The sequence below is a fragment of the Undibacterium sp. RuTC16W genome (assembly GCF_049339445.1).
Lineage (GTDB): Bacteria > Pseudomonadota > Gammaproteobacteria > Burkholderiales > Burkholderiaceae_D > Undibacterium.
In genome coordinates this window covers 90,266-109,529 of the sequence record NZ_JBMPPE010000007.1, presented here as the reverse complement: position 1 = coordinate 109,529, position 19,264 = coordinate 90,266, and the positions used below count along the sequence as shown (strand labels likewise).

Annotated in this window: 16 protein-coding genes; 15 read left to right on the top strand and 1 reads right to left on the bottom strand. The window is 48.9% G+C overall.

Annotated features, from left to right (window positions below):
• Nucleotides 1-39: 39 nt before the first annotated feature.
• Entirely contained in the window at nucleotides 40-2,019 is a 1,980-nt protein-coding gene (locus ACO0K4_RS14485) for a methyl-accepting chemotaxis protein (protein ID WP_422957345.1), read from the bottom strand.
• A gap of 265 nt (nucleotides 2,020-2,284) precedes the next feature.
• Between ACO0K4_RS14485 and ACO0K4_RS14480 the strand changes: the two genes are divergently transcribed.
• The 15 genes from ACO0K4_RS14480 (at nucleotide 2,285) to hisD (ending at nucleotide 19,263) form a co-directional block, all read left to right on the top strand.
• Nucleotides 2,285-2,986, top strand: a complete 702-nt coding sequence (locus ACO0K4_RS14480) for a transposase (protein ID WP_422957344.1) — start codon at nucleotides 2,285-2,287, stop codon at nucleotides 2,984-2,986.
• A 167-nt stretch (nucleotides 2,987-3,153) separates the two neighbouring features.
• A complete protein-coding gene (locus tag ACO0K4_RS14475) occupies nucleotides 3,154-7,842 on the top strand; it encodes a glutamate synthase-related protein (protein WP_422957487.1) in 4,689 nt (1,562 codons plus the stop codon).
• A 105-nt stretch (nucleotides 7,843-7,947) separates the two neighbouring features.
• Nucleotides 7,948-9,411: a glutamate synthase subunit beta gene (locus tag ACO0K4_RS14470; protein WP_422957343.1), complete on the top strand. Its 1,464-nt coding sequence runs from the start codon at nucleotides 7,948-7,950 to the stop codon at nucleotides 9,409-9,411.
• Nucleotides 9,412-9,794: 383 nt separating this feature from the next.
• On the top strand, nucleotides 9,795-10,631 hold the full coding sequence (locus ACO0K4_RS14465; RefSeq protein ID WP_422957342.1) for an ABC transporter ATP-binding protein: 837 nt from the start codon (nucleotides 9,795-9,797) through the stop codon (nucleotides 10,629-10,631).
• Entirely contained in the window at nucleotides 10,628-11,395 is a 768-nt protein-coding gene (mlaE, locus tag ACO0K4_RS14460) for a lipid asymmetry maintenance ABC transporter permease subunit MlaE (RefSeq protein WP_422957341.1), read from the top strand. Before ACO0K4_RS14465 ends, mlaE begins: the two co-directional genes overlap by 4 nt.
• A 73-nt stretch (nucleotides 11,396-11,468) precedes the next feature.
• Nucleotides 11,469-11,942, top strand: a complete 474-nt coding sequence (mlaD, locus tag ACO0K4_RS14455; RefSeq protein WP_422957340.1) for an outer membrane lipid asymmetry maintenance protein MlaD — start codon at nucleotides 11,469-11,471, stop codon at nucleotides 11,940-11,942.
• Complete coding sequence (locus ACO0K4_RS14450) at nucleotides 11,939-12,691, top strand: MlaA family lipoprotein (protein ID WP_422957339.1); 753 nt, start codon at nucleotides 11,939-11,941, stop codon at nucleotides 12,689-12,691. Before mlaD ends, ACO0K4_RS14450 begins: the two co-directional genes overlap by 4 nt.
• A gap of 184 nt (nucleotides 12,692-12,875) precedes the next feature.
• Nucleotides 12,876-13,508: an MlaC/ttg2D family ABC transporter substrate-binding protein gene (locus ACO0K4_RS14445; protein WP_422957338.1), complete on the top strand. Its 633-nt coding sequence runs from the start codon at nucleotides 12,876-12,878 to the stop codon at nucleotides 13,506-13,508.
• Between the two features lie 34 nt (nucleotides 13,509-13,542).
• Entirely contained in the window at nucleotides 13,543-13,824 is a 282-nt protein-coding gene (locus ACO0K4_RS14440; RefSeq protein WP_422957337.1) for an STAS domain-containing protein, read from the top strand.
• Nucleotides 13,825-13,983: 159 nt separating this feature from the next.
• A complete protein-coding gene (locus ACO0K4_RS14435) occupies nucleotides 13,984-14,892 on the top strand; it encodes an ABC transporter ATP-binding protein (RefSeq protein WP_422957336.1) in 909 nt (302 codons plus the stop codon).
• Nucleotides 14,889-15,644, top strand: coding sequence for an ABC transporter permease (locus ACO0K4_RS14430; protein WP_422957335.1), 756 nt, complete (start codon nucleotides 14,889-14,891; stop codon nucleotides 15,642-15,644). Before ACO0K4_RS14435 ends, ACO0K4_RS14430 begins: the two co-directional genes overlap by 4 nt.
• Nucleotides 15,645-15,774: 130 nt before the next feature.
• Nucleotides 15,775-16,011 (top strand): BolA family protein, encoded by a 237-nt coding sequence (locus tag ACO0K4_RS14425; RefSeq protein ID WP_422957334.1) that lies wholly within the window; start codon nucleotides 15,775-15,777, stop codon nucleotides 16,009-16,011.
• Complete coding sequence (gene murA / locus ACO0K4_RS14420) at nucleotides 16,011-17,261, top strand: UDP-N-acetylglucosamine 1-carboxyvinyltransferase (RefSeq protein ID WP_422957333.1); 1,251 nt, start codon at nucleotides 16,011-16,013, stop codon at nucleotides 17,259-17,261. The genes ACO0K4_RS14425 and murA overlap by 1 nt, the downstream gene beginning before the upstream one ends.
• Entirely contained in the window at nucleotides 17,261-17,908 is a 648-nt protein-coding gene (gene hisG / locus ACO0K4_RS14415; protein WP_422957332.1) for an ATP phosphoribosyltransferase, read from the top strand. Before murA ends, hisG begins: the two co-directional genes overlap by 1 nt.
• 11 nt (nucleotides 17,909-17,919) lie before the next feature.
• Nucleotides 17,920-19,263 carry a histidinol dehydrogenase gene (gene hisD, locus ACO0K4_RS14410; protein ID WP_422957331.1) on the top strand — a complete coding sequence of 448 codons (1,344 nt, stop codon included), beginning with the start codon at nucleotides 17,920-17,922 and terminating at the stop codon, nucleotides 19,261-19,263.
• Nucleotide 19,264: the final 1 nt, after the last annotated feature.

Here is a 19,264-nt window from a genome sequence, read left to right as displayed (position 1 = left end):
ATCGGGTAAATAGTTCGCTATATTAATGTCTTGCAGGCGCTAACGTCGTGTAATGTTGAATTGGCTGACCAGTGCTGATAACTTGCCTGATTGCTCATGCATACTTTCAGCTGCGGCGGCTGCTTGCTCTACCAGCGCGGCGTTCTGTTGGGTCATCTCATCCATTTGTGTAACAGCCAGATTGATTTGTTCAATACCGCTACTTTGCTCATGGCTTGCCGCAGTAATTTCTTTCATGATATCGGCGACATGTTGAACGCTGGTGACGATGTCGGTCATTGTTTGTCCTGCATCGTCGACTAATTTGCTGCCGTGATCGACCTTGGTCACAGAGTCATCGATCAGCGTTTTAATTTCTTTGGCAGCGCTGGCACTGCGTTGTGCCAGATTGCGGACTTCCGAGGCGACAACTGCGAAACCGCGACCCTGTTCACCCGCACGCGCTGCTTCGACGGCGGCATTTAGGGCGAGGATGTTCGTCTGGAATGCAATGCTGTCGATGACGCCGATGATGTCGACAATTTTGCGTGAGCTATCTTTAATTTCGCTCATGGTGCTGACTACCTGTCCGACCACGGTGCCGCCCTTCACAGCAACCCCGCTGGCAGATACGACCAGCTGGTTCGCTTGTACTGCATTGTCTACGTTCTGTTTGACGGTAGACATGAGCTCTTCCATCGAACTTGCCGTTTGCTCTAACGAACTTGCCTGAGATTCTGTACGGCTGGACAAATCGGCGTTGCCAGAGGCGATTTCCTGGGCAGCGACGTTGATAGTTTCTGTGCCTTCACGTACTTCGGAGAGTACACTGCTCAGCCCAAGGTTGATGCCATTCATCGCGTTGATGAGCTTGCCGATCTCATCGTGTCTGACTGAATCCATATTGTGACTGAGATCGCCCATAGCCATTTTTTCTGCAGTCGCGACTACCTGTTCTAATGGCGCACTGACACTGCGTCTGATGATGATGGAAATGATCCAGGTGATGCCGATCATCATCAGCAAGGCGATAATCGCAAACTTGGTCAGCAGTTCGACACTTTTTTTAGTGATTTCATCTATGTAAGTGCCTCCTGCAATGACCCAGTCGAATCCTTTGGCATGGGTGTACACAACAATTTTGTCGCGGGCAGAGGTTTCGCCGAGCTCTTTATTGAGCCACGGATATTCGATGACGCCACTTTTCTTTTCCATCATTTCTTTGATGAATTCGCGGCCTGATGCATCTTTTGATGCTAAGAGATTAGTACCTTCTTTTGTTGGATGCATGGTCAGTGTGCCGTAGTCTTTGCCCGCCTTGGCATTGAGAGCATAGAAGTAGCCGGTATCACCGATTTTGATCGATTGAATTTTTGATTTCAGTTCTTTTAGTGTGTCGCTCATATCGATGCCGGTAAATAAAACGGCGATGACTTTACCTTCTGCATCTTTTACCGGGGCATACACCGACATATAATTTTTTCCGAAGAGTGTAGCAATTCCAACGTATTCCAGGCCTTGATTGACTTGACTGTAGGCAGCGCCTGCTTTGTCCAGAACTGTGCCAAGCGCACGCTCGCCATTCTCTTTTTTTACCGAAGTCGTAATCCGTATAAAGTCTTCACCTTGTTTTAAAAAAACGGTTGCGACGGCGTTGCTACTCATACTGAACTTGTCGACAATAGTCGTATTCATGTTGATGACGACATCGCCATTTTTCAGCGTATTGACCGATTTTCCTGATACATCGATTTGTTGACTAGTGTCTACAGTGAATTCCGGGGAAAATCCGGTTTGGAATAGTCTGTTTGCCCTTATTGCATCCTGGCGAACCGTTTTGTCATAGATGTCGAGCATATTGCTGACGGTAGCGACCAGATGATGAATGTCTTCTACCGAGCGGTTTTCCATTAATTTATAGGTTGCCTGGCCTATACCGGCAACGAAACTCAGGAAGGTAATGAAGATAAGTGCGAAGACGGTACCAGACAGCTTTTTACCTAGACCCCAGGATTTGAATTGCAGTAAGTTCGGTAACATGATGTCTCCATTTTTTATATGCAAAGTTCGATTCTCGTTGATCGGATACGATTATTTACCTTACGCAAGGAGTACGCACTGGTCAACAAAAGATTGGTATTAACGGTCAGAATTTGTGAGGTGACGCTACTGATTGCCGACATTGCTTTTTTGTAAGAATCCGCTTTTTCGTTAAAGTACATATTTTTGCCCATGCAATTCACGGGCGCTGTTTTACAATGGCTGACTTATTGTCAACAGAACGATCTTACGGATCTTTATTATCATGGCCAGACTAAGTCGTCTCGTGATTCCACAACAACTGCATCACATTATCCAGCGAGGCAATCATCCCCAGGGAATCTTTCAGGATACGGAGGATTACGTCATCTTTTTACAATGGTTACGTGATGCTGCAAAAGCATTCCAGGTGGCGATACACACATACATTTTGATGCCGGATCATCTGCATCTGCTTGTCACGCCGTCGGATGAAACGGGGATTGCAAAGATGATGCAGTGGGTGGGGCGCCACTATGTCCCTTATTTTAATCGTAAATATCAGCGGTCCGGCAGTTTATGGCAGGGGCGTTATCGAGCGACAGTGCTGGAGGCTGAAAGCTATTTTTTGAAATGCAGCCTGTCAATAGAAAGCAACCCGGTTCGAACAAAAGTTGTCGCCGATGCGCAGGAATATCCCTGGTCAAGCTACCAGCACCATATTGGTTTGAAAATAGATCCGCTGGTGACAGATCACGCTTTATATTGGCAATTAGGCAATACGCCATTTCAGCGCGAGGCGGCGTATAAGGACATGATGCAAAAACCATTAGCTGTCGCAGACATCGCTGCCATGATGGACGCGGCGTTAAAAGGGTGGTTGATTGGTTCCGATGCATTCAAGGCAGAAATGGTCAGACTGACCGAGCGTCGGGTGGCACCAATGAAACGCGGCAGGCCAAGAAAGGTGCTGGAGGAGGCAGTGTAAAGCCATTAATTGCTTTATAATTTGCCCGTATTTACTATGTCCCTAATTTAATAATTTATAAATTTACGTGCATTTAATTTTACTCCGACCCTAAATTTTATTGTTGTGGTTTCTATTGCGCTGCACTATTCTACGATTCAACCCTATTTTCAATGTGGAGAATCATGATGCATGCGCAAGGCCTGTACGACCCAGCTAACGAACACGACGCCTGCGGTGTGGGCTTTGTGGCACATATCAAAGGTAAAAAATCTCACGCGATTGTTGAGCAAGGTCTGTTGATCTTAAAAAATCTCGATCATCGCGGCGCGGTTGGTGCTGACAAACTCATGGGCGATGGCGCTGGTGTGCTGATTCAGATTCCGGACCAGTATTATCGTGAGGAAATGAGCAAGCAAGGTATCGAGTTGCCACCACCCGGTGAGTACGGCGTCGGCATGATTTTCCTGCCGAAAGAACACGCTTCCCGCCTGGCCTGCGAACAAGAGATTGAACGTGCGGTACGTGCCGAAGGTCAGGTTGTACTGGGCTGGCGCGATGTGCCTGTCGATACCGATATGCCGATGTCGCCTCTGGTCCGTGAAAAAGAACCGGTCATTCGTCAAATATTTATTGGTCGTGGTGCCGACATCATGGTGACGGATGCGCTGGAGCGCAAGTTGTACGTCATCCGTAAATCGGCTGTGCACGCGATTGAGGCATTGAAGCTGATCCACGGCAAAGAATACTTCGTGCCGTCAATGTCGGCCCGTACCATCGTCTACAAAGGCTTATTGCTGGCCGATCAGGTCGGCGTCTACTACAAAGACTTGCAAGACCCGCGTTGCGTTTCCGCTCTGGCACTGGTGCATCAGCGTTTCTCCACGAATACTTTTCCTGAATGGCCGCTGGCTCATCCATATCGCATGATTGCGCATAACGGTGAGATCAATACCGTCAAAGGTAACTTCAACTGGATGCGTGCGCGTGAAGGCGTGATGAAGTCAGCAGTGCTCGGCGACGATCTGCAAAAACTGTATCCGCTGATTTTTGAAGGTCAGTCCGACACGGCGAGTTTTGACAATGCGCTTGAACTCTTGGTGATGGCGGGTTATCCGATTGCTCAAGCAATGATGATGATGATCCCGGAAGCCTGGGAAAATCACACCATGATGGATGACAACCGTCGAGCATTCTATGAATATCATGCGGCGATGATGGAGCCATGGGATGGTCCTGCTGCGATGGCGTTTACTGATGGTCGCCAGATTGGCGGCACCTTGGATCGTAATGGTTTGCGCCCAGCGCGCTATATCGTGACAGACGATGATCTGGTGGTGATGGCGTCGGAATCCGGTGTCTTGCCAATTCCCGAATCAAAAATTATCAAGAAATGGCGTCTGCAACCTGGCAAGATGTTCCTGATTGATCTGGACGCCGGCCGCATCATCGACGATAAAGAAATCAAAGATACCTACTCCAATGCCAAGCCATACAAGCAGTGGATACAATCAGTACGTATCAAGCTCAACGCACTAAAAGCCGAACAGGCGGTTGCGCCATCCAGCGCGACTTTACTGGATCAGCAGCAGGCATTTGGCTATACGCAAGAAGATTTAAAATTCCTGATGGCACCTATGGCGACCAGTGCTGAAGAGGCGATTGGCTCCATGGGTAATGACTCGTCCCTGGCGGTCATGTCGAATAAACTCAAGCCACTGTACAACTACTTTAAGCAGTTGTTTGCACAGGTAACGAATCCGCCTATCGATCCGATTCGTGAAGCGATGGTCATGTCGCTGGTGTCGTTCATCGGACCAAAGCCAAATTTACTGGACACGAATAATATTAATCCGCCAATGCGTCTGGAAGTATCGCAGCCGGTATTGGATTTTTCTGATATCGCCAAACTGCGCAACATCAGTGCGAATACCGGTGGCAAGTTCAAATCCTACGAACTCGATATTTGCTATCCGGTCGCCTGGGGTAAAGATGGTATTGAAGCTCGCCTGGCGTCGATCTGTGCAGAAGTCGTGGATGCGGTCAAATCTGGCCACAACATCATGATCATTACAGACCGCAAGATAGATGAAAGTAATGTGGCGATTCCTGCTTTGCTGGCGACTTCTACCGTTCACCAACATTTAGTTTCTAAAGGCTTGCGTACCACGACAGGTCTGGTAGTCGAAACAGGTTCTGCGCGTGAAACCCATCATTTTGCCTTGCTGGCAGGCTATGGTGCGGAAGCTGTTCATCCCTACCTGGCAATGCAAACGCTAGCAGATATGGCGAAAGATTTATCAGGTGATTTGTCCGCAGAGAAGGCGATCTACAATTACACCAAAGCCATTGGCAAAGGCCTCATGAAGGTCATGTCGAAAATGGGTATCTCGACCTATATGTCCTATTGCGGCGCGCAGATTTTTGAAGCCATTGGTTTGAATAAATCACTGGTGGATAAATACTTTAAAGGTACTGCATCGAATGTAGAAGGCATTGGTGTCTTTGAAGTCGCAGAAGAAGCGTTGCGTTTGCATGCGCTGGCATTTGGTAGTGATCCTGTGCTGGAAAATGCGCTGGATGCAGGCGGAGAATATGCGTTCCGTATTCGCGGTGAAGACCATATGTGGACACCAGATGCGATTGCTAAATTGCAGCATTCGACACGTGCTAACAACTTCAATTCTTATAAAGAATACGCACAGATCATCAATGATCAGTCAAAGCGCCATATGACTTTGCGTGGTTTGTTTGAATTCAAGATTGATCCGGTGAAAGCTATTCCTCTTGATCAGGTCGAACCTGCAAAAGAAATCGTCAAGCGCTTTGCCACTGGCGCAATGTCTCTGGGTTCTATCAGTACCGAAGCTCATGCAACACTGGCGATTGCGATGAACCGTATTGGCGGCAAGTCGAACACCGGTGAAGGTGGCGAAGATCCGGCACGTTATCAGCAAGAGCTAAAAGGCATTCCGATTAAACAGGGCCAAACTCTGGCCTCGGTAATCGGTAAAGATCAGATTGAAGTTGATATTCCTTTGCAAGATGGTGACTCCCTGCGCTCCCGCATCAAGCAGGTTGCCTCTGGTCGTTTTGGTGTGACGACAGAGTATCTGATCTCTGCCGATCAAATTCAAATCAAAATGGCACAAGGTGCCAAGCCGGGTGAGGGCGGTCAGTTACCTGGTCATAAAGTATCGGAATACATCGCAAAATTGCGTTTCTCTGTACCTGGCGTGGGTCTGATTTCTCCGCCACCGCATCACGATATTTATTCGATTGAAGATTTGGCACAGTTGATTCACGATTTGAAAAATGCCAATCCGAAAGCCTCCATCTCGGTCAAGCTGGTATCTGAGGTCGGTGTGGGGACTGTTGCTGCCGGTGTGTCTAAAGCAAAAGCCGATCATCTGGTAATTGCCGGGCATGACGGCGGTACAGGGGCATCGCCTTTGTCATCGGTCAAGCATGCAGGTACACCTTGGGAATTAGGTCTGTCTGAGACACAGCAGACTTTGGTGCTGAACGGCTTGCGCGGTCGTGTCCGGGTGCAAGCTGATGGTCAGATGAAAACAGGCCGTGACGTCGCTATTGCAGCAATGCTAGGTGCAGATGAAATCGGTTTTGCGACGGCACCGCTGGTTGTCGAAGGTTGCATCATGATGCGCAAGTGTCATTTGAATACTTGCCCGGTTGGTGTGGCGACGCAAGATCCGGTACTGCGTGCAAAATTCTCCGGCAAACCCGAATACGTTGTGAATTATTTCTTCTTTGTCGCAGAAGAAGTGCGTCAGATCATGGCACAGCTGGGTATCCGCACTTATGAAGAATTGATTGGACGTGTGGATTTGCTCGATAAATCAAAAGCAATTTCTCATTGGAAAGCGAAAGGCTTAGATTTTAGCCGGATTTTTTATCAGCCAGAAGTTGCTACAGGCACACCAATTAAACATGTTGATGGTCAGGATCACGGTTTAGAAAATGCCTTGGATAATAAGCTGATTGCGCAGGCAAAAACAGCCTTAGAAACGGGTGAAAAAGTTTCGTTCATTTCACCGATCAAGAACTTGAACCGTACTGTCGGCACCATGCTGTCCGGTGAGGTTGCCAAGCGTTATGGACATGCGGGTTTGCCAGACGATACGATTCATATTCAGTTACAAGGTACTGCAGGCCAATCCGCCGGTGCTTTCCTTGCGCATGGCGTCACCTTGGATCTGGTCGGTGAGGGTAACGATTATGTCGGCAAAGGTTTATCCGGTGGCCGCATCATCATTCGCCCTAACACGGAATTCCGTGGCTGGGCAGTAGACAATATTATTTGCGGTAACACCGTACTGTATGGCGCAATCTCAGGTGAAGCCTATATTAATGGCGTCGCTGGCGAACGCTTCGCGGTACGTAACTCCGGCGCCCTGGCAGTCGTTGAAGGTACCGGCGATCATGGTTGTGAATACATGACAGGCGGTACCGTAATCGTACTGGGTGATACTGGTCGTAACTTTGCTGCAGGTATGTCTGGCGGTATTGCTTATGTCTACGATCCCGACGGTGAATTCGAAGCGAAATGCAATATGTCCATGGTCACGCTGGAGCCGGTAATGGCGGGCGATGTACAGGTCGCCACGGTTGATCCGTCGATCTGGCACAGCCGCCTACGTGGTGGTGAAGGTGAGACAGATGAAGCTATTCTGCGTGGTCTGATTGAGCGTCATTTCAAACATACAGGCAGCACACGTGCCCGTAATTTACTGGATGACTGGGCACGCGGGCGTTCTAAATTCGTCAAAGTATTCCCGACAGAATACAAACGAGCGCTTGCTGAGATGTTCGCTGCTAAACAAGCACAGAGCGCTAAGCAGAAAGTTGCCGCCTAATCGTGTAGATGTTTGTTGATTTGTTGAGTGCCGCGGGCGCAAGCCCGCGCCAGCAAATCTGTTGAATAGTCGGGCAAGTCCCGCACCAGAATCGAAGGAATAGACATGGGTAAAGTAACCGGTTTTATGGAATACCAGCGTTTGCAAGAGGCAAGCGAAGAACCACAATTACGCAAAAAGCATTACAAAGAATTCTCGCTGCATCTCACTGATGACCAGGCAAAAATTCAGGGCGCACGTTGCATGGACTGCGGCATCCCGTTCTGCAATAACGGTTGTCCTGTCAATAATATTATTCCCGACTGGAACGATCTTGTTTATCACGGTAATTACAAGCTTGCATTAGATACACTGCATTCCACCAACAATTTTCCGGAATTTACCGGCCGTATCTGTCCCGCACCTTGCGAATCTGCATGCACTTTGGGTATTAACAGCGACGCAGTTGGTATCAAGTCGATTGAACACTTCATCATCGATAAAGGTTGGGAAAACGGATGGGTTCTACCACAACCGGCTGCAATGAAAACTGGTAAAAAGGTTGCGATTGTTGGCTCTGGTCCCGCAGGTTTGGCTGCTGCGCAGCAGTTAGCACGCGTCGGACACAGTGTGACCGTGTTTGAAAAAAATGATCGCGCCGGTGGTTTGCTCCGCTATGGCATTCCTGATTTTAAAATGGAAAAGTCCCATATTGACCGCCGCGTAGAGCAGATGCAAGCGGAGGGAGTTGTTTTCCGTACGAGTACGCTGGTCGGCAAGGATTTTCCTTCGACGGTCACGAACTGGTCGAAAGAAACCATCACACCAGAGCAACTGCAAAAAGATTTTGATGCCGTCATTATCGCCGGTGGTGCAGAAACACCGCGTGATTTGCCAGTGCCAGGCCGTGAACTAAAAGGCGTGCATTTTGCAATGGATTTCCTGCCATTACAAAACAAAGTTAATGCCGGGGATAAGGTCAAGGACCAGATCATGGCCAGCGCGAAGCATGTTGTGGTAATCGGTGGTGGCGATACTGGATCGGATTGCGTTGGGACATCTAACCGTCATGGCGCTAAATCCGTAACGCAATTTGAACTGATGCCGCAACCACCCGAGCAAGAAAACAAGCCGATGGTATGGCCGTATTGGCCCATCAAAATGCGCACATCGTCCTCGCACGAAGAGGGCTGTGAGCGTGACTGGGCTGTGGCGACAAAGCGCCTGGAAGGTAAAAATGGCAAAGTCGAGAAGCTGATCGCCGTTCGCGTAGAGTGGAAAGACGGCAAAATGCAGGAAGTGCCTGATTCAGAGTTCGAAATGAAGGCAGATCTCGTTTTGCTGGCCATGGGTTTCGTCTCGCCAGTCCAGCAAGTACTTGATGCATTCGGCGTAGAAAAAGATACCCGCGGCAACGCCAGAGCAACGACGGACGGCGTCGATTGTTACAAAACCAATGTAGAGAAAGTCTACGCAGCAGGTGATATGCGCCGTGGTCAGTCCCTAGTGGTATGGGCGATCAGAGAGGGGCGTCAGTGCGCCCGTGAGGTAGATATGGCTTTAATGGGGGAGTCTGTATTACCGCGGTGATTGCTTCATTTATGTAGTTTTTTGAAAAGGCCTGTAAACTTTGTTTACAGGCCTTTTTGCATTGTGATCCAGATGTATCAAATCCATCTGTGGTTTTAAATAATGTCGTAGTGAATGAAAAATTTACTCAGTTGATGTAAATTTGTAGCCAAAATGGTAATTAAATATTAATTGCTGACTTAAGGTTCATTTATTTAATATTTGAAATGCTATCTATATGGAAAATAGATTCTATATTTAATCTATTTTTTGAAATTTAATTCCATAAATAATAATTATAAGAAATATTTTGTAAATTGCGTATTTTTACAACGTGAATTGCTTGCAAGCCTGATTTCTCGTTCTGGATTACAATCTCAGCTTTGCAAACCTATCACCTATCTGTGACTAATCTCGTCGAAATTCGTGACCTGCACTTTGGCTATGGCGACCGCTCGATCTTATCGGGGCTCCATATGGATTTTCCCCGCCGCAAAGTGATTGCTGTAATGGGCGGCTCCGGGTCGGGTAAAACCACGATCTTGCGCCTGATTGGCGGGCAGTTGCAGCCTAAGCAGGGCTCGGTTGCCGTTGATGGTCAGGTAGTACACACTCTTGACACAAATGCGCTGTACGCTTTGCGTCGTAAGATGGGGATGTTATTTCAGCATGGTGCTCTCTTCACTGATCTGAGTGTTTTTGACAACGTTGCTTTTCCTTTTCGTGAGCACACGAATCTGACGCCGGAGATGTTGCGAGACCTGGTATTGATGAAATTACAGGCCGTCGGTTTGCGTAATGCCGCGCAATTAAAGCCTGCTGAAATTTCTGGTGGTATGGCGCGCCGCGTTGCGCTGGCCAGAGCTGTTGCACTGGATCCTCAGTTAATAATGTACGACGAGCCGTTCGCTGGCCTTGATCCTATTTCTATGGGCGTTACTGCAAATCTGATCAGGAACTTGAACGATGCTTTGGGGTCTACCTCCATTCTTGTGTCGCATGACGTACATGAATCGTTTGCGATTGCAGATTATGTGTATTTTTTGTCTCAGGGAAAAATTGTTGCACAGGGTACTCCTGACGACATGCGTACTTCTAGCGATCCTTACGTTAAACAGTTTGTGAATGCTGAAAGTGATGGTCCTGTTCCATTCCATTATCCGGGCAAGTCCATGGCAGATGATTTGAGTATCCGTGCTCCGGTACGGTTGTCTATAAAAAATCAAGAGGACGCGCGATGATTGCTCGTCTTGGAAAACTGGTCAGAGAAACTGCAAGTGACCTGGGGTATGCAACACGTAGTTTTTTTCAAATTCTATTCAGTACATTCGGTCTCTGGCGCAGGCCGCGTCTGGTGACTGACCAGATTCACTTCATCGGAAATTATTCTCTGGTGATTATTGCTATTTCTGGTTTGTTTGTTGGCTTTGTGTTGGGCTATCAAGGGTATTACACACTGAATCGCTATGGTTCGGAGGAGGCGCTGGGCCTGCTGGTCGCGTTATCTCTGACGCGTGAACTTGGTCCTGTAGTGACGGCCTTATTGTTTGCTGGTCGTGCGGGAACTTCACTGACTGCGGAAATCGGTTTGATGAAGGCGGGTGAGCAATTGGCCGCAATGGAGATGATGGCAGTGAATCCGATTCAGCGAGTTATTGCGCCACGGTTCCTGGCGGGTTTAATTGCGATGCCTATTCTTACGGCGATCTTCAATGCAATGGGTGTCATTGGCGGTTATCTGGTTGGTGTGAAACTGATTGGTGTTGATAACGGTGCGTTCTGGTCGCAAATGCAGGCTGGCGTTGACGTATTTCAGGATATTGGTAACGGCGTGATAAAAAGCGTCGTATTTGGTTTTGCAGTCACCTTCGTTGCTCTGTTTCAGGGTTATGAAGCACAGCCGACTCCTGAGGGCGTGGCGCGTGCGACGACACGGACTGTCGTGATTTCTTCTCTGTTGGTTTTATGGCTGGATTTTTTGCTGACGGCCTGGATGTTTCAGTAGATATCGCAGTAAGCGTAAACAGATTGTGCGCTCCCCGGGTGGGTGAGCTTATTGAATGAATTGGATGGTGTCTATGCAAAAAAAATCATTGGATTTCTGGGTTGGCTTATTTGTGTTGCTGGGTGCTGCTGCTTTGTTATTTCTGGCGCTCAAGGCAGGCAATATGAGTACGCTGTCGTTTGATAAGACTTATGAAGTGGTTACTCGCTTCGATAATATCGGCGGGCTGAAACCACGTGCCGCTGTGAAGAGTGCCGGTGTCGTGGTGGGTCGCGTCGGTGAAATTAAATTTGATGATAAAACTTACCAGGCAAGTGTGACCTTGCAATTAGAAAATCGTTATAAATTCCCTAAAGATACCTCTGCCAAAATTCTTACAGCAGGTCTGTTAGGTGAGCAATATATAGGACTGGAGCCGGGTGGTGACACCAATAATCTGGCTGCCGGTGACAGAATTAAAATGACTCAGTCGGCAGTTGTTCTGGAAAATCTGATCAGTCAGTTCCTGTTCAGTAAAGCCGCTGAAGGCAAGGATGAAAGCAAATGACATTACAATTAAAAAATATTGGCGCATTACTGGCGCTCACAGTGTTGCTGAGTGCCTGCGGCACGAATACGGTCAAAGAAATTAAAAACACCACCACACAGACTTTAAGCACGATCAGTGAGAAAACGAATATCGGAAATAATCCCCGTGATCCGCTGGAGGGGTTTAATCGCACTATGTTCAGTTTCAATGATGCAATTGATCAGGCGATTTTGAAACCGGTTGCAAAGGCTTATCAGACGGTGACGCCATCTTTTGTTCAAACCGGCATCGGTAATTTTTTTGGCAATATCGGTGATGTCTGGACTGCGGTGAATAATTTGCTGCAGGGTCGGGTGGCTGATGGCGTGACGGACGTAATGCGTGTTGCCGTCAATAGCACATTCGGTCTGGGCGGTTTAATCGATATTGGATCAGCAGCAGGGATGCCTAAACACAGAGAAGACTTTGGGCAGACTCTGGGAACCTGGGGTGTGAAATCCGGCCCCTATCTGGTATTGCCGGTCTTTGGTCCCTCGACTTTGCGTGACGCAATTGTGACGCCTATCGATCTGAAGGGGGATTTATGGTCTTATACGACGCCGGTATATGTCAGAAATACCGGAACAGTGTTGCGTCTGGTTGATAAGCGTGCATCGGTACTGGATGCCGGTAATTTGATTGAAGAGGCAGCCTTGGATAAATATGTATTTATCCGTGATGCTTATTTGCAGAGACGCGCAAGTCAGATTAAGCCTGATGAAGAATAAGTCAGGGTTGAAATTGTAGAAATCGGCTCAATCTACGCGTCCCGCTTCAAATTTACCTGACACTTCCAAGCATTTTATGCAGGCCATGATTTGTAAGTAATTATAAAACTGGTCAACCATTGGATGGCGCGAGTGGTTAAATAAGCACATTGATCAAGCGCATGAGCGCGAAGAAAGTATAACTATGAAATATATTCGTCAATTCCTTTTCTGTATGTTTGCCAGCATGGCATTCGCCGGCGTCAGCATGGCAGCGGATGAGGCGCCTGATCAGCTGGTCAAGCGTCTCAGCCAGGAGATCATGGATATTGCCAAGAGCGATAAGGATATTCAGTCAGGAAATCAGAAGCGCGTGTTCGATCTGGTGGAGGGAAAAATTTTACCTTTCGTGGATTTTCAGCGTATGACATCTCTAGCCGCAGGCAAGAGCTGGCGTGATGCGACGCCTGATCAGCAAAAACAATTGATCAGCGAATTCCGTAGCTTGCTGATATTTACTTATTCTGGTGCTATTTCACAGATTAAAGATCAACGTCTGGAATTCAAGCCTTTCCGTGCCGCAGCTGAAGATACTGAGGTTGAAGTGCGTAGTCAGGTAATTCAAAAGAATGGTGAGGCTTTGCAGCTCAACTATCGTTTGGAAAAACTCGCAACAGGTTGGAAAATTTATGACATCAATGTGCTGGGTGCATGGCTGGTCGAGACTTACAAAGGGACGTTCACTGCTGAAATCAGTAAGTCTGGTATCGATGGTCTGATCAAAACATTGGCAGAAAAAAACAAAAAACTCGCTGGCGCAACTGCTGCAAAGAAATAAGCCGTCTTATTTAATTTATCTCTGGGATTCCACCATGTATCAAACAAGCCATGAAATTAACTTGCAAAACGCAGTCAGCGTCGCGCAGGCTGGCTTGTCTGAAATTGCCAAAGGCGAGACAGTATTTGATATGTCCGCTTTAGCTGTCGTGGATTCGTCTGCGGTTGCCATCATGCTTGATTGGCAACGTACAGCTTCTTTAGCCGGCAAGGCCATGGAATTCCATTCTGTACCTGCCAATCTGCTTAGCTTAATTTCATTGTATGGTGTTGCCGAATTATTAGGTATGACGCCATCCTTAGCCGAGCGACATTGAGGCTAACTTCGGCTCAGCCTCTCATCCGGCTGTGTTGACTCTTGCCGGCTTGAGACAATCCGGTCCCTGAAGCAAAAATCCCCTATAATCAAAGGTTTTCGCCATCTCTCTGGCGCATTTTTGATAAGCAAGCTAGTCCGCTAGCACTACAACGTCCTCATGGCCGCCATACAAATTACCAATGTTGAAAAACGCTACCAGTCGCTACAGGCGCTGGGCGGTGTCTCGCTATCGATAGAAGAAGGCGAATTTTTTGGTTTGCTCGGCCCGAATGGCGCCGGAAAAACCACCCTCATTTCTATCGTCTCGGGACTGAATCGTGCTGACGCAGGTCAGGTCAAAATTCAAGGGCATGATGTCGTTACCGACTACCGTGCAGCACGTAAAAATCTTGGGGTGGTTCCGCAAGAACTAGTGTTCGATCCATTCTTTACCGTACGTGAAACCTTACGTATGCAATCCGGTTATTTCGGTTTGCGTAACAACGATCCGTGGATTGACGAGGTCATGCACAATCTCGATCTGACCAACAAAGCCGATACCAATATGCGTGCGTTGTCTGGCGGAATGAAGCGGCGTGTACTGGTGGCACAGGCGTTGGTGCATAAACCGCCAGTGATCGTACTCGATGAGCCGACCGCAGGTGTCGATGTTGAATTGCGTCAGACTTTATGGCAGTTCATATCACGGCTAAATAAAGAAGGCCACACTGTCGTGCTGACCACGCATTACCTGGAAGAAGCGCAGGCTCTTTGCAATCGCATTGCGATGCTGAAGTCAGGCAAAGTTGTCGCGCTCGATAGCACCGCAGCATTGATCAAGCGTATTTCAGGATCGCAGTTAAAAGTCACTGTGAACGCGCGCACCGCCGGTAACTTCCCGGACAGCCTGCGTAGCTTGATTACGCATCAGAGCGGCAATGATTACGTATTGCGTGTTACCGATTATCTGCAGGTGGAGCCGATACTGTCCGCGCTGCGCACAGCGGGTGCTGTGATTGAAGACCTGCAATTGCAGCAGGCTGATTTGGAAGATGTCTTCCTGCAAATTATGGGAGATGGAAAATGATCGGTTTTCAAACGCTGCTCTACAAAGAGGTTTTGCGCTTTTGGAAGGTTGCAACGCAGACTATTACCGCGCCTATCATGACCGCTTTGCTGTATTTGCTGATATTCGGTCATGCGCTTGAGGCGCATGTGCAAGTCTACCCGGGTGTGAAATACACCGCCTTTCTGATTCCGGGTCTGGTGATGATGAGTGTTTTGCAAAACGCTTTTGCCAACTCGAGCTCATCGCTGATCCAATCCAAAATCACCGGCAATCTGGTATTCATCTTGTTGCCACCTTTGTCCCACTGGGAAATGTTCGGCGCTTATGTTATTGCATCGATAGTGCGAGGTCTTGCTGTCGGTACGGGCGTCTTCCTGGTGACGGTGTGGATTGCTGATCTAAGTTTTGTTGCACCGTGGTGGATAGTCATCTTTGCCTTACTGGGCGCTGCGATGCTTGGTACGATGGGCTTGATCGCCGGTATCTGGGCGGAAAAATTTGATCAACTGGCCGCGTTCCAGAATTTCCTGATCATGCCTGCTACCTTTTTGTCCGGCGTGTTTTACTCGATTCATTCGTTGCCACCATTCTGGCAAACAGTGTCCCGCTTCAATCCATTTTTCTACATGATTGATGGCTTCCGTTATGGCTTTTTCGGACACTCTGATGTCGACCCGATGACGAGTCTTGCCGTCGTGCTGATCTTTTCGTTTGCACTGACTAGCATTGCGATTTTGATGCTGAAGCGTGGGTACAAACTCCGGCATTAATAAGCTAGTCACGTATCAAAGTGGTTGCTTGCTAATAGCGGATTAAATAGCGCATTAAATGTGAATTAAACGCGGACTGTATAGCAAACGTATTAAATGTATTGAATTAAATTAAGTTGAAAGAATGACCGTGTTTCCTACTCCCGAACAAATTAAAAAATATATTGCCGATGGACTGGCATGCAGCCACCTTGAAGTCGAAGGCGACGGCCAGCATTTCACCGCGGTGATTGTTTCTGACGCCTTTGCCGGCAAGCGCCTGATACAGCGTCATCAATTAGTCTATGCCGCGCTCGGCGATCGCATGCGGGAAGAGATTCATGCATTGTCGATGAAAACCTTAACTCCAGAAGAATTTCAAAAATAATGGATAAATTATTGATCACAGGCGGACAGCGCCTGAATGGTGATGTCAATATTTCTGGCGCAAAAAATGCAGCTCTGCCGATTCTGTGTGCCGGTTTGCTGACCGCTGATGACGTCATTTTGCATAACGTCCCGTCACTGCAAGACGTGTCGACCATGCTCAAGCTTTTAGGGCAAATGGGTTTGCGCGTTACTCAGGAAAATGGCGTAGTCACCTTGAATGGTGCGGCGATTGACAAGCTCGAAGCGCCTTACGATATGGTGAAGACCATGCGCGCATCGATTTTGGTACTGGGGCCATTACTGGCACGTTTTGGCGAGGCAAGAGTATCCCTGCCAGGCGGCTGTGCGATTGGTTCTCGCCCTGTGGATCAGCATATCAAAGGTCTGCAAGCCATGGGGGCGGAGATCACGATCGAAGCTGGCTACATTCATGCAAAAGCCAAACGTCTAAAAGGCACCCGTGTCGTGACCGACATGATTACCGTGACCGGTACGGAGAACTTGTTGATGGCGGCGACGCTGGCAGAAGGTGAAACCGTTTTGGAAAACGCGGCACGTGAGCCAGAGGTTACCGATCTTGCCCATTTATTGGTATCGATGGGCGCCAAGATCGAGGGCATCGGTACGGATCGTCTCGTTATTCAAGGTGTTGATCGTTTGCACGGCGCAACGCATACCGTCATTGCAGACCGGATTGAGACCGCAACTTTCCTGTGTGCGGTTGCCGCAGCAGGTGGCGACATTACCTTGAAAAATGTCCGCAGCGATATTCTCGACGTCGCGCTCGATAAATTGCGCGAAGCTGGCGTGATCCTGACCAGCGGTACCGACTGGATTCGTGCGCAAATGGGCGGGCGTCCAAAAGCAGTCAGTTTCCGCACCACAGAATACCCTGGATTTCCGACCGATATGCAGGCGCAGTTCATGGCCTTGAACTGTATTGCACAGGGGAATAGTCGGGTCACTGAAACGATTTTTGAAAATCGCTTTATGCATGTGCAGGAAATGAATCGCCTCGGTGCCCTGATCGACATTGATGGCCACACTGCCACGATTAGCGGTGTAGAAAAACTGGTAGGCGCCCCCGTGATGGCAACCGATTTGCGTGCCTCGGCCTCCCTCGTGATTGCCGGTCTGGCGGCAGAGGGTGAAACGCTGATTGACCGTATCTATCACCTGGACCGCGGATATGACCGAATGGAAGTCAAATTGTCCGCCGTTGGCGCACAGATTAAGCGCGTGAAATAATGTTGACTCAACTCACACTCGCCTTATCCAAAGGCCGGATTTTTGAAGAAACATTGCCGTTGCTGGAAGCCGCAGGTATACGCGTCACAGAAGACCCCGAAAAATCACGTAAGCTGATTCTTGCTACCAATGATCCTGCAATTCGTGTGATTATCGTCCGTGCTTCCGATGTGCCAACCTATGTCCAATACGGTGCTGCCGATTTGGGTGTGGCCGGTAAAGATGTGTTGCACGAACACGGTGGCGAGGGTTTGTATCAGCCAGTCGATCTGAATATTGCAAAATGCCGCATGTCGGTGGCGGTGTCTGCGGGTTTTGACTATGCGAACGCGGTCCGTCAGGGCGCACGCTTGCGCGTTGCCACCAAATATACCGAAACTGCACGTCAGCATTTTGCCAGTAAGGGCGTACACGTTGATCTGATCAAATTGTACGGTTCTATGGAGCTGGCGCCGCTGGTGGGGTTGTCCGACGCCATCGTCGATCTGGTCAGCACCGGCAGTACTTTACGCGCCAACAATCTGGTCGAAGTCGAGCACATCATGGATATTTCATCGCGTCTGGTCGTTAATCAGGCTGCCCTGAAAATGAAGCGCGAACGTTTGCAACCCATCGTCGAAGCCTTTGAGCGCGCTTCCAAAAAATAAACGAGAACATCATGTCAGAATCAGTATCTGCAAGCTCCACGTCCTCCCTCTCTATCCGGCAACTAGATGCGAGCGAAGCAGGGTTTGCACATAAGCTCAATAGCTTGCTGGCATTTGAGGCAAGCGAAGATGCCGCGATTGATCAGGCTGCAGCACAGATTTTGGCCGACGTTAAAAAACGTGGCGACATTGCGGTATTGGAAGCTAGCAATCGTTTTGACCGCTTGAGTGCGACAAGTGTTGCGGCTCTGGAGTTGAGTCAGCAAGAAATGCAGGCAGCACTGGCATCACTGGCACCAGAGCGCCGCGCAGCATTGGAAGCGGCTGCTGCACGGGTACGCTCCTATCATGAACAGCAAAAAATCGAATGCGGTTCTGCGGGCTTCAGTTACACAGAGGCTGATGGTACCGTGCTCGGTCAAAAAGTCACTCCCTTGGATCGCGTCGGCATTTATGTTCCGGGCGGTAAAGCGGCCTACCCTTCATCCGTCTTGATGAATGCAATTCCCGCTAAAGTGGCGGGTGTCAAAGAAATCATCATGGTGGTCCCCACGCCGGATGGCATCAAAAATCCTCTGGTACTGGCTGCTGCGGCAATTGCTGGTGTTGATCGTGTATTCACAATCGGTGGCGCGCAGGCGGTTGGTGCTTTGGCGTATGGTACTGAGACTATTCCGCAAGTCGATAAAATTGTCGGTCCGGGAAATGCCTATGTCGCTGCTGCCAAGCGTCGCGTGTTTGGTACCGTCGGTATCGACATGATCGCGGGGCCATCCGAGATCTTAGTGATCTGTGACGGCACGACCGATCCTGACTGGATCGCCATGGATTTGTTTTCTCAGGCAGAACATGATGAGCTCGCGCAATCGATTTTGCTTTGCCCGGATACCGCCTATATCGACGCGGTGAGAGCGAGTATCGACAAACTGTTGCCTGACATGCCGCGTCATGCCGTGATCCGTACCTCACTGAGCAATCGCGGCGCCTTGATCAAAGTCCGGGACATGCAACAAGCATGCGATATTGCGAATGACATCGCAGCAGAGCATCTGGAAATTTCTACCGAAAATCCACAGCAATGGGCGGATCAAATCCGTCATGCCGGTGCTATGTTCCTTGGCCGTTTTTCCTCAGAGTCGCTGGGGGATTACTGTGCTGGTCCCAATCATGTATTGCCCACCTCACGTACCGCGCGATTCTCTTCGCCGCTGGGTGTCTACGATTTTCAAAAACGGTCATCCATGATCTATGTCAGCGAGCAGGGCGCTCAGACGCTGGGTCGTGTGGCCGCTGAGCTGGCATATGGTGAGGGTTTGCAAGCCCATGCACGCAGCGCCGAATTGCGCTTGAAATGAC

Excerpts from the sequence above, each read along its gene's own strand:
- ACO0K4_RS14445 (WP_422957338.1), top strand. The coding sequence starts at position 12,876 with ATGAAATATATTCGTCAATTCCTTTTCTGTATGTTTGCCAGCATGGCA.
- ACO0K4_RS14440 (WP_422957337.1), top strand. The coding sequence starts at position 13,543 with ATGTATCAAACAAGCCATGAAATTAACTTGCAAAACGCAGTCAGCGTC.
- ACO0K4_RS14470 (WP_422957343.1), top strand. The coding sequence starts at position 7,948 with ATGGGTAAAGTAACCGGTTTTATGGAATACCAGCGTTTGCAAGAGGCA.
- ACO0K4_RS14430 (WP_422957335.1), top strand. The coding sequence starts at position 14,889 with ATGATCGGTTTTCAAACGCTGCTCTACAAAGAGGTTTTGCGCTTTTGG.
- hisG (WP_422957332.1), top strand. The coding sequence starts at position 17,261 with ATGTTGACTCAACTCACACTCGCCTTATCCAAAGGCCGGATTTTTGAA.
- ACO0K4_RS14435 (WP_422957336.1), top strand. The coding sequence starts at position 13,984 with ATGGCCGCCATACAAATTACCAATGTTGAAAAACGCTACCAGTCGCTA.
- ACO0K4_RS14480 (WP_422957344.1), top strand. The coding sequence starts at position 2,285 with ATGGCCAGACTAAGTCGTCTCGTGATTCCACAACAACTGCATCACATT.
- ACO0K4_RS14475 (WP_422957487.1), top strand. The coding sequence starts at position 3,154 with ATGCATGCGCAAGGCCTGTACGACCCAGCTAACGAACACGACGCCTGC.
- ACO0K4_RS14485 (WP_422957345.1), bottom strand. The coding sequence starts at position 2,019 with ATGTTACCGAACTTACTGCAATTCAAATCCTGGGGTCTAGGTAAAAAG.
- mlaE (WP_422957341.1), top strand. The coding sequence starts at position 10,628 with ATGATTGCTCGTCTTGGAAAACTGGTCAGAGAAACTGCAAGTGACCTG.
- hisD (WP_422957331.1), top strand. The coding sequence starts at position 17,920 with ATGTCAGAATCAGTATCTGCAAGCTCCACGTCCTCCCTCTCTATCCGG.
- mlaD (WP_422957340.1), top strand. The coding sequence starts at position 11,469 with ATGCAAAAAAAATCATTGGATTTCTGGGTTGGCTTATTTGTGTTGCTG.
- murA (WP_422957333.1), top strand. The coding sequence starts at position 16,011 with ATGGATAAATTATTGATCACAGGCGGACAGCGCCTGAATGGTGATGTC.
- ACO0K4_RS14450 (WP_422957339.1), top strand. The coding sequence starts at position 11,939 with ATGACATTACAATTAAAAAATATTGGCGCATTACTGGCGCTCACAGTG.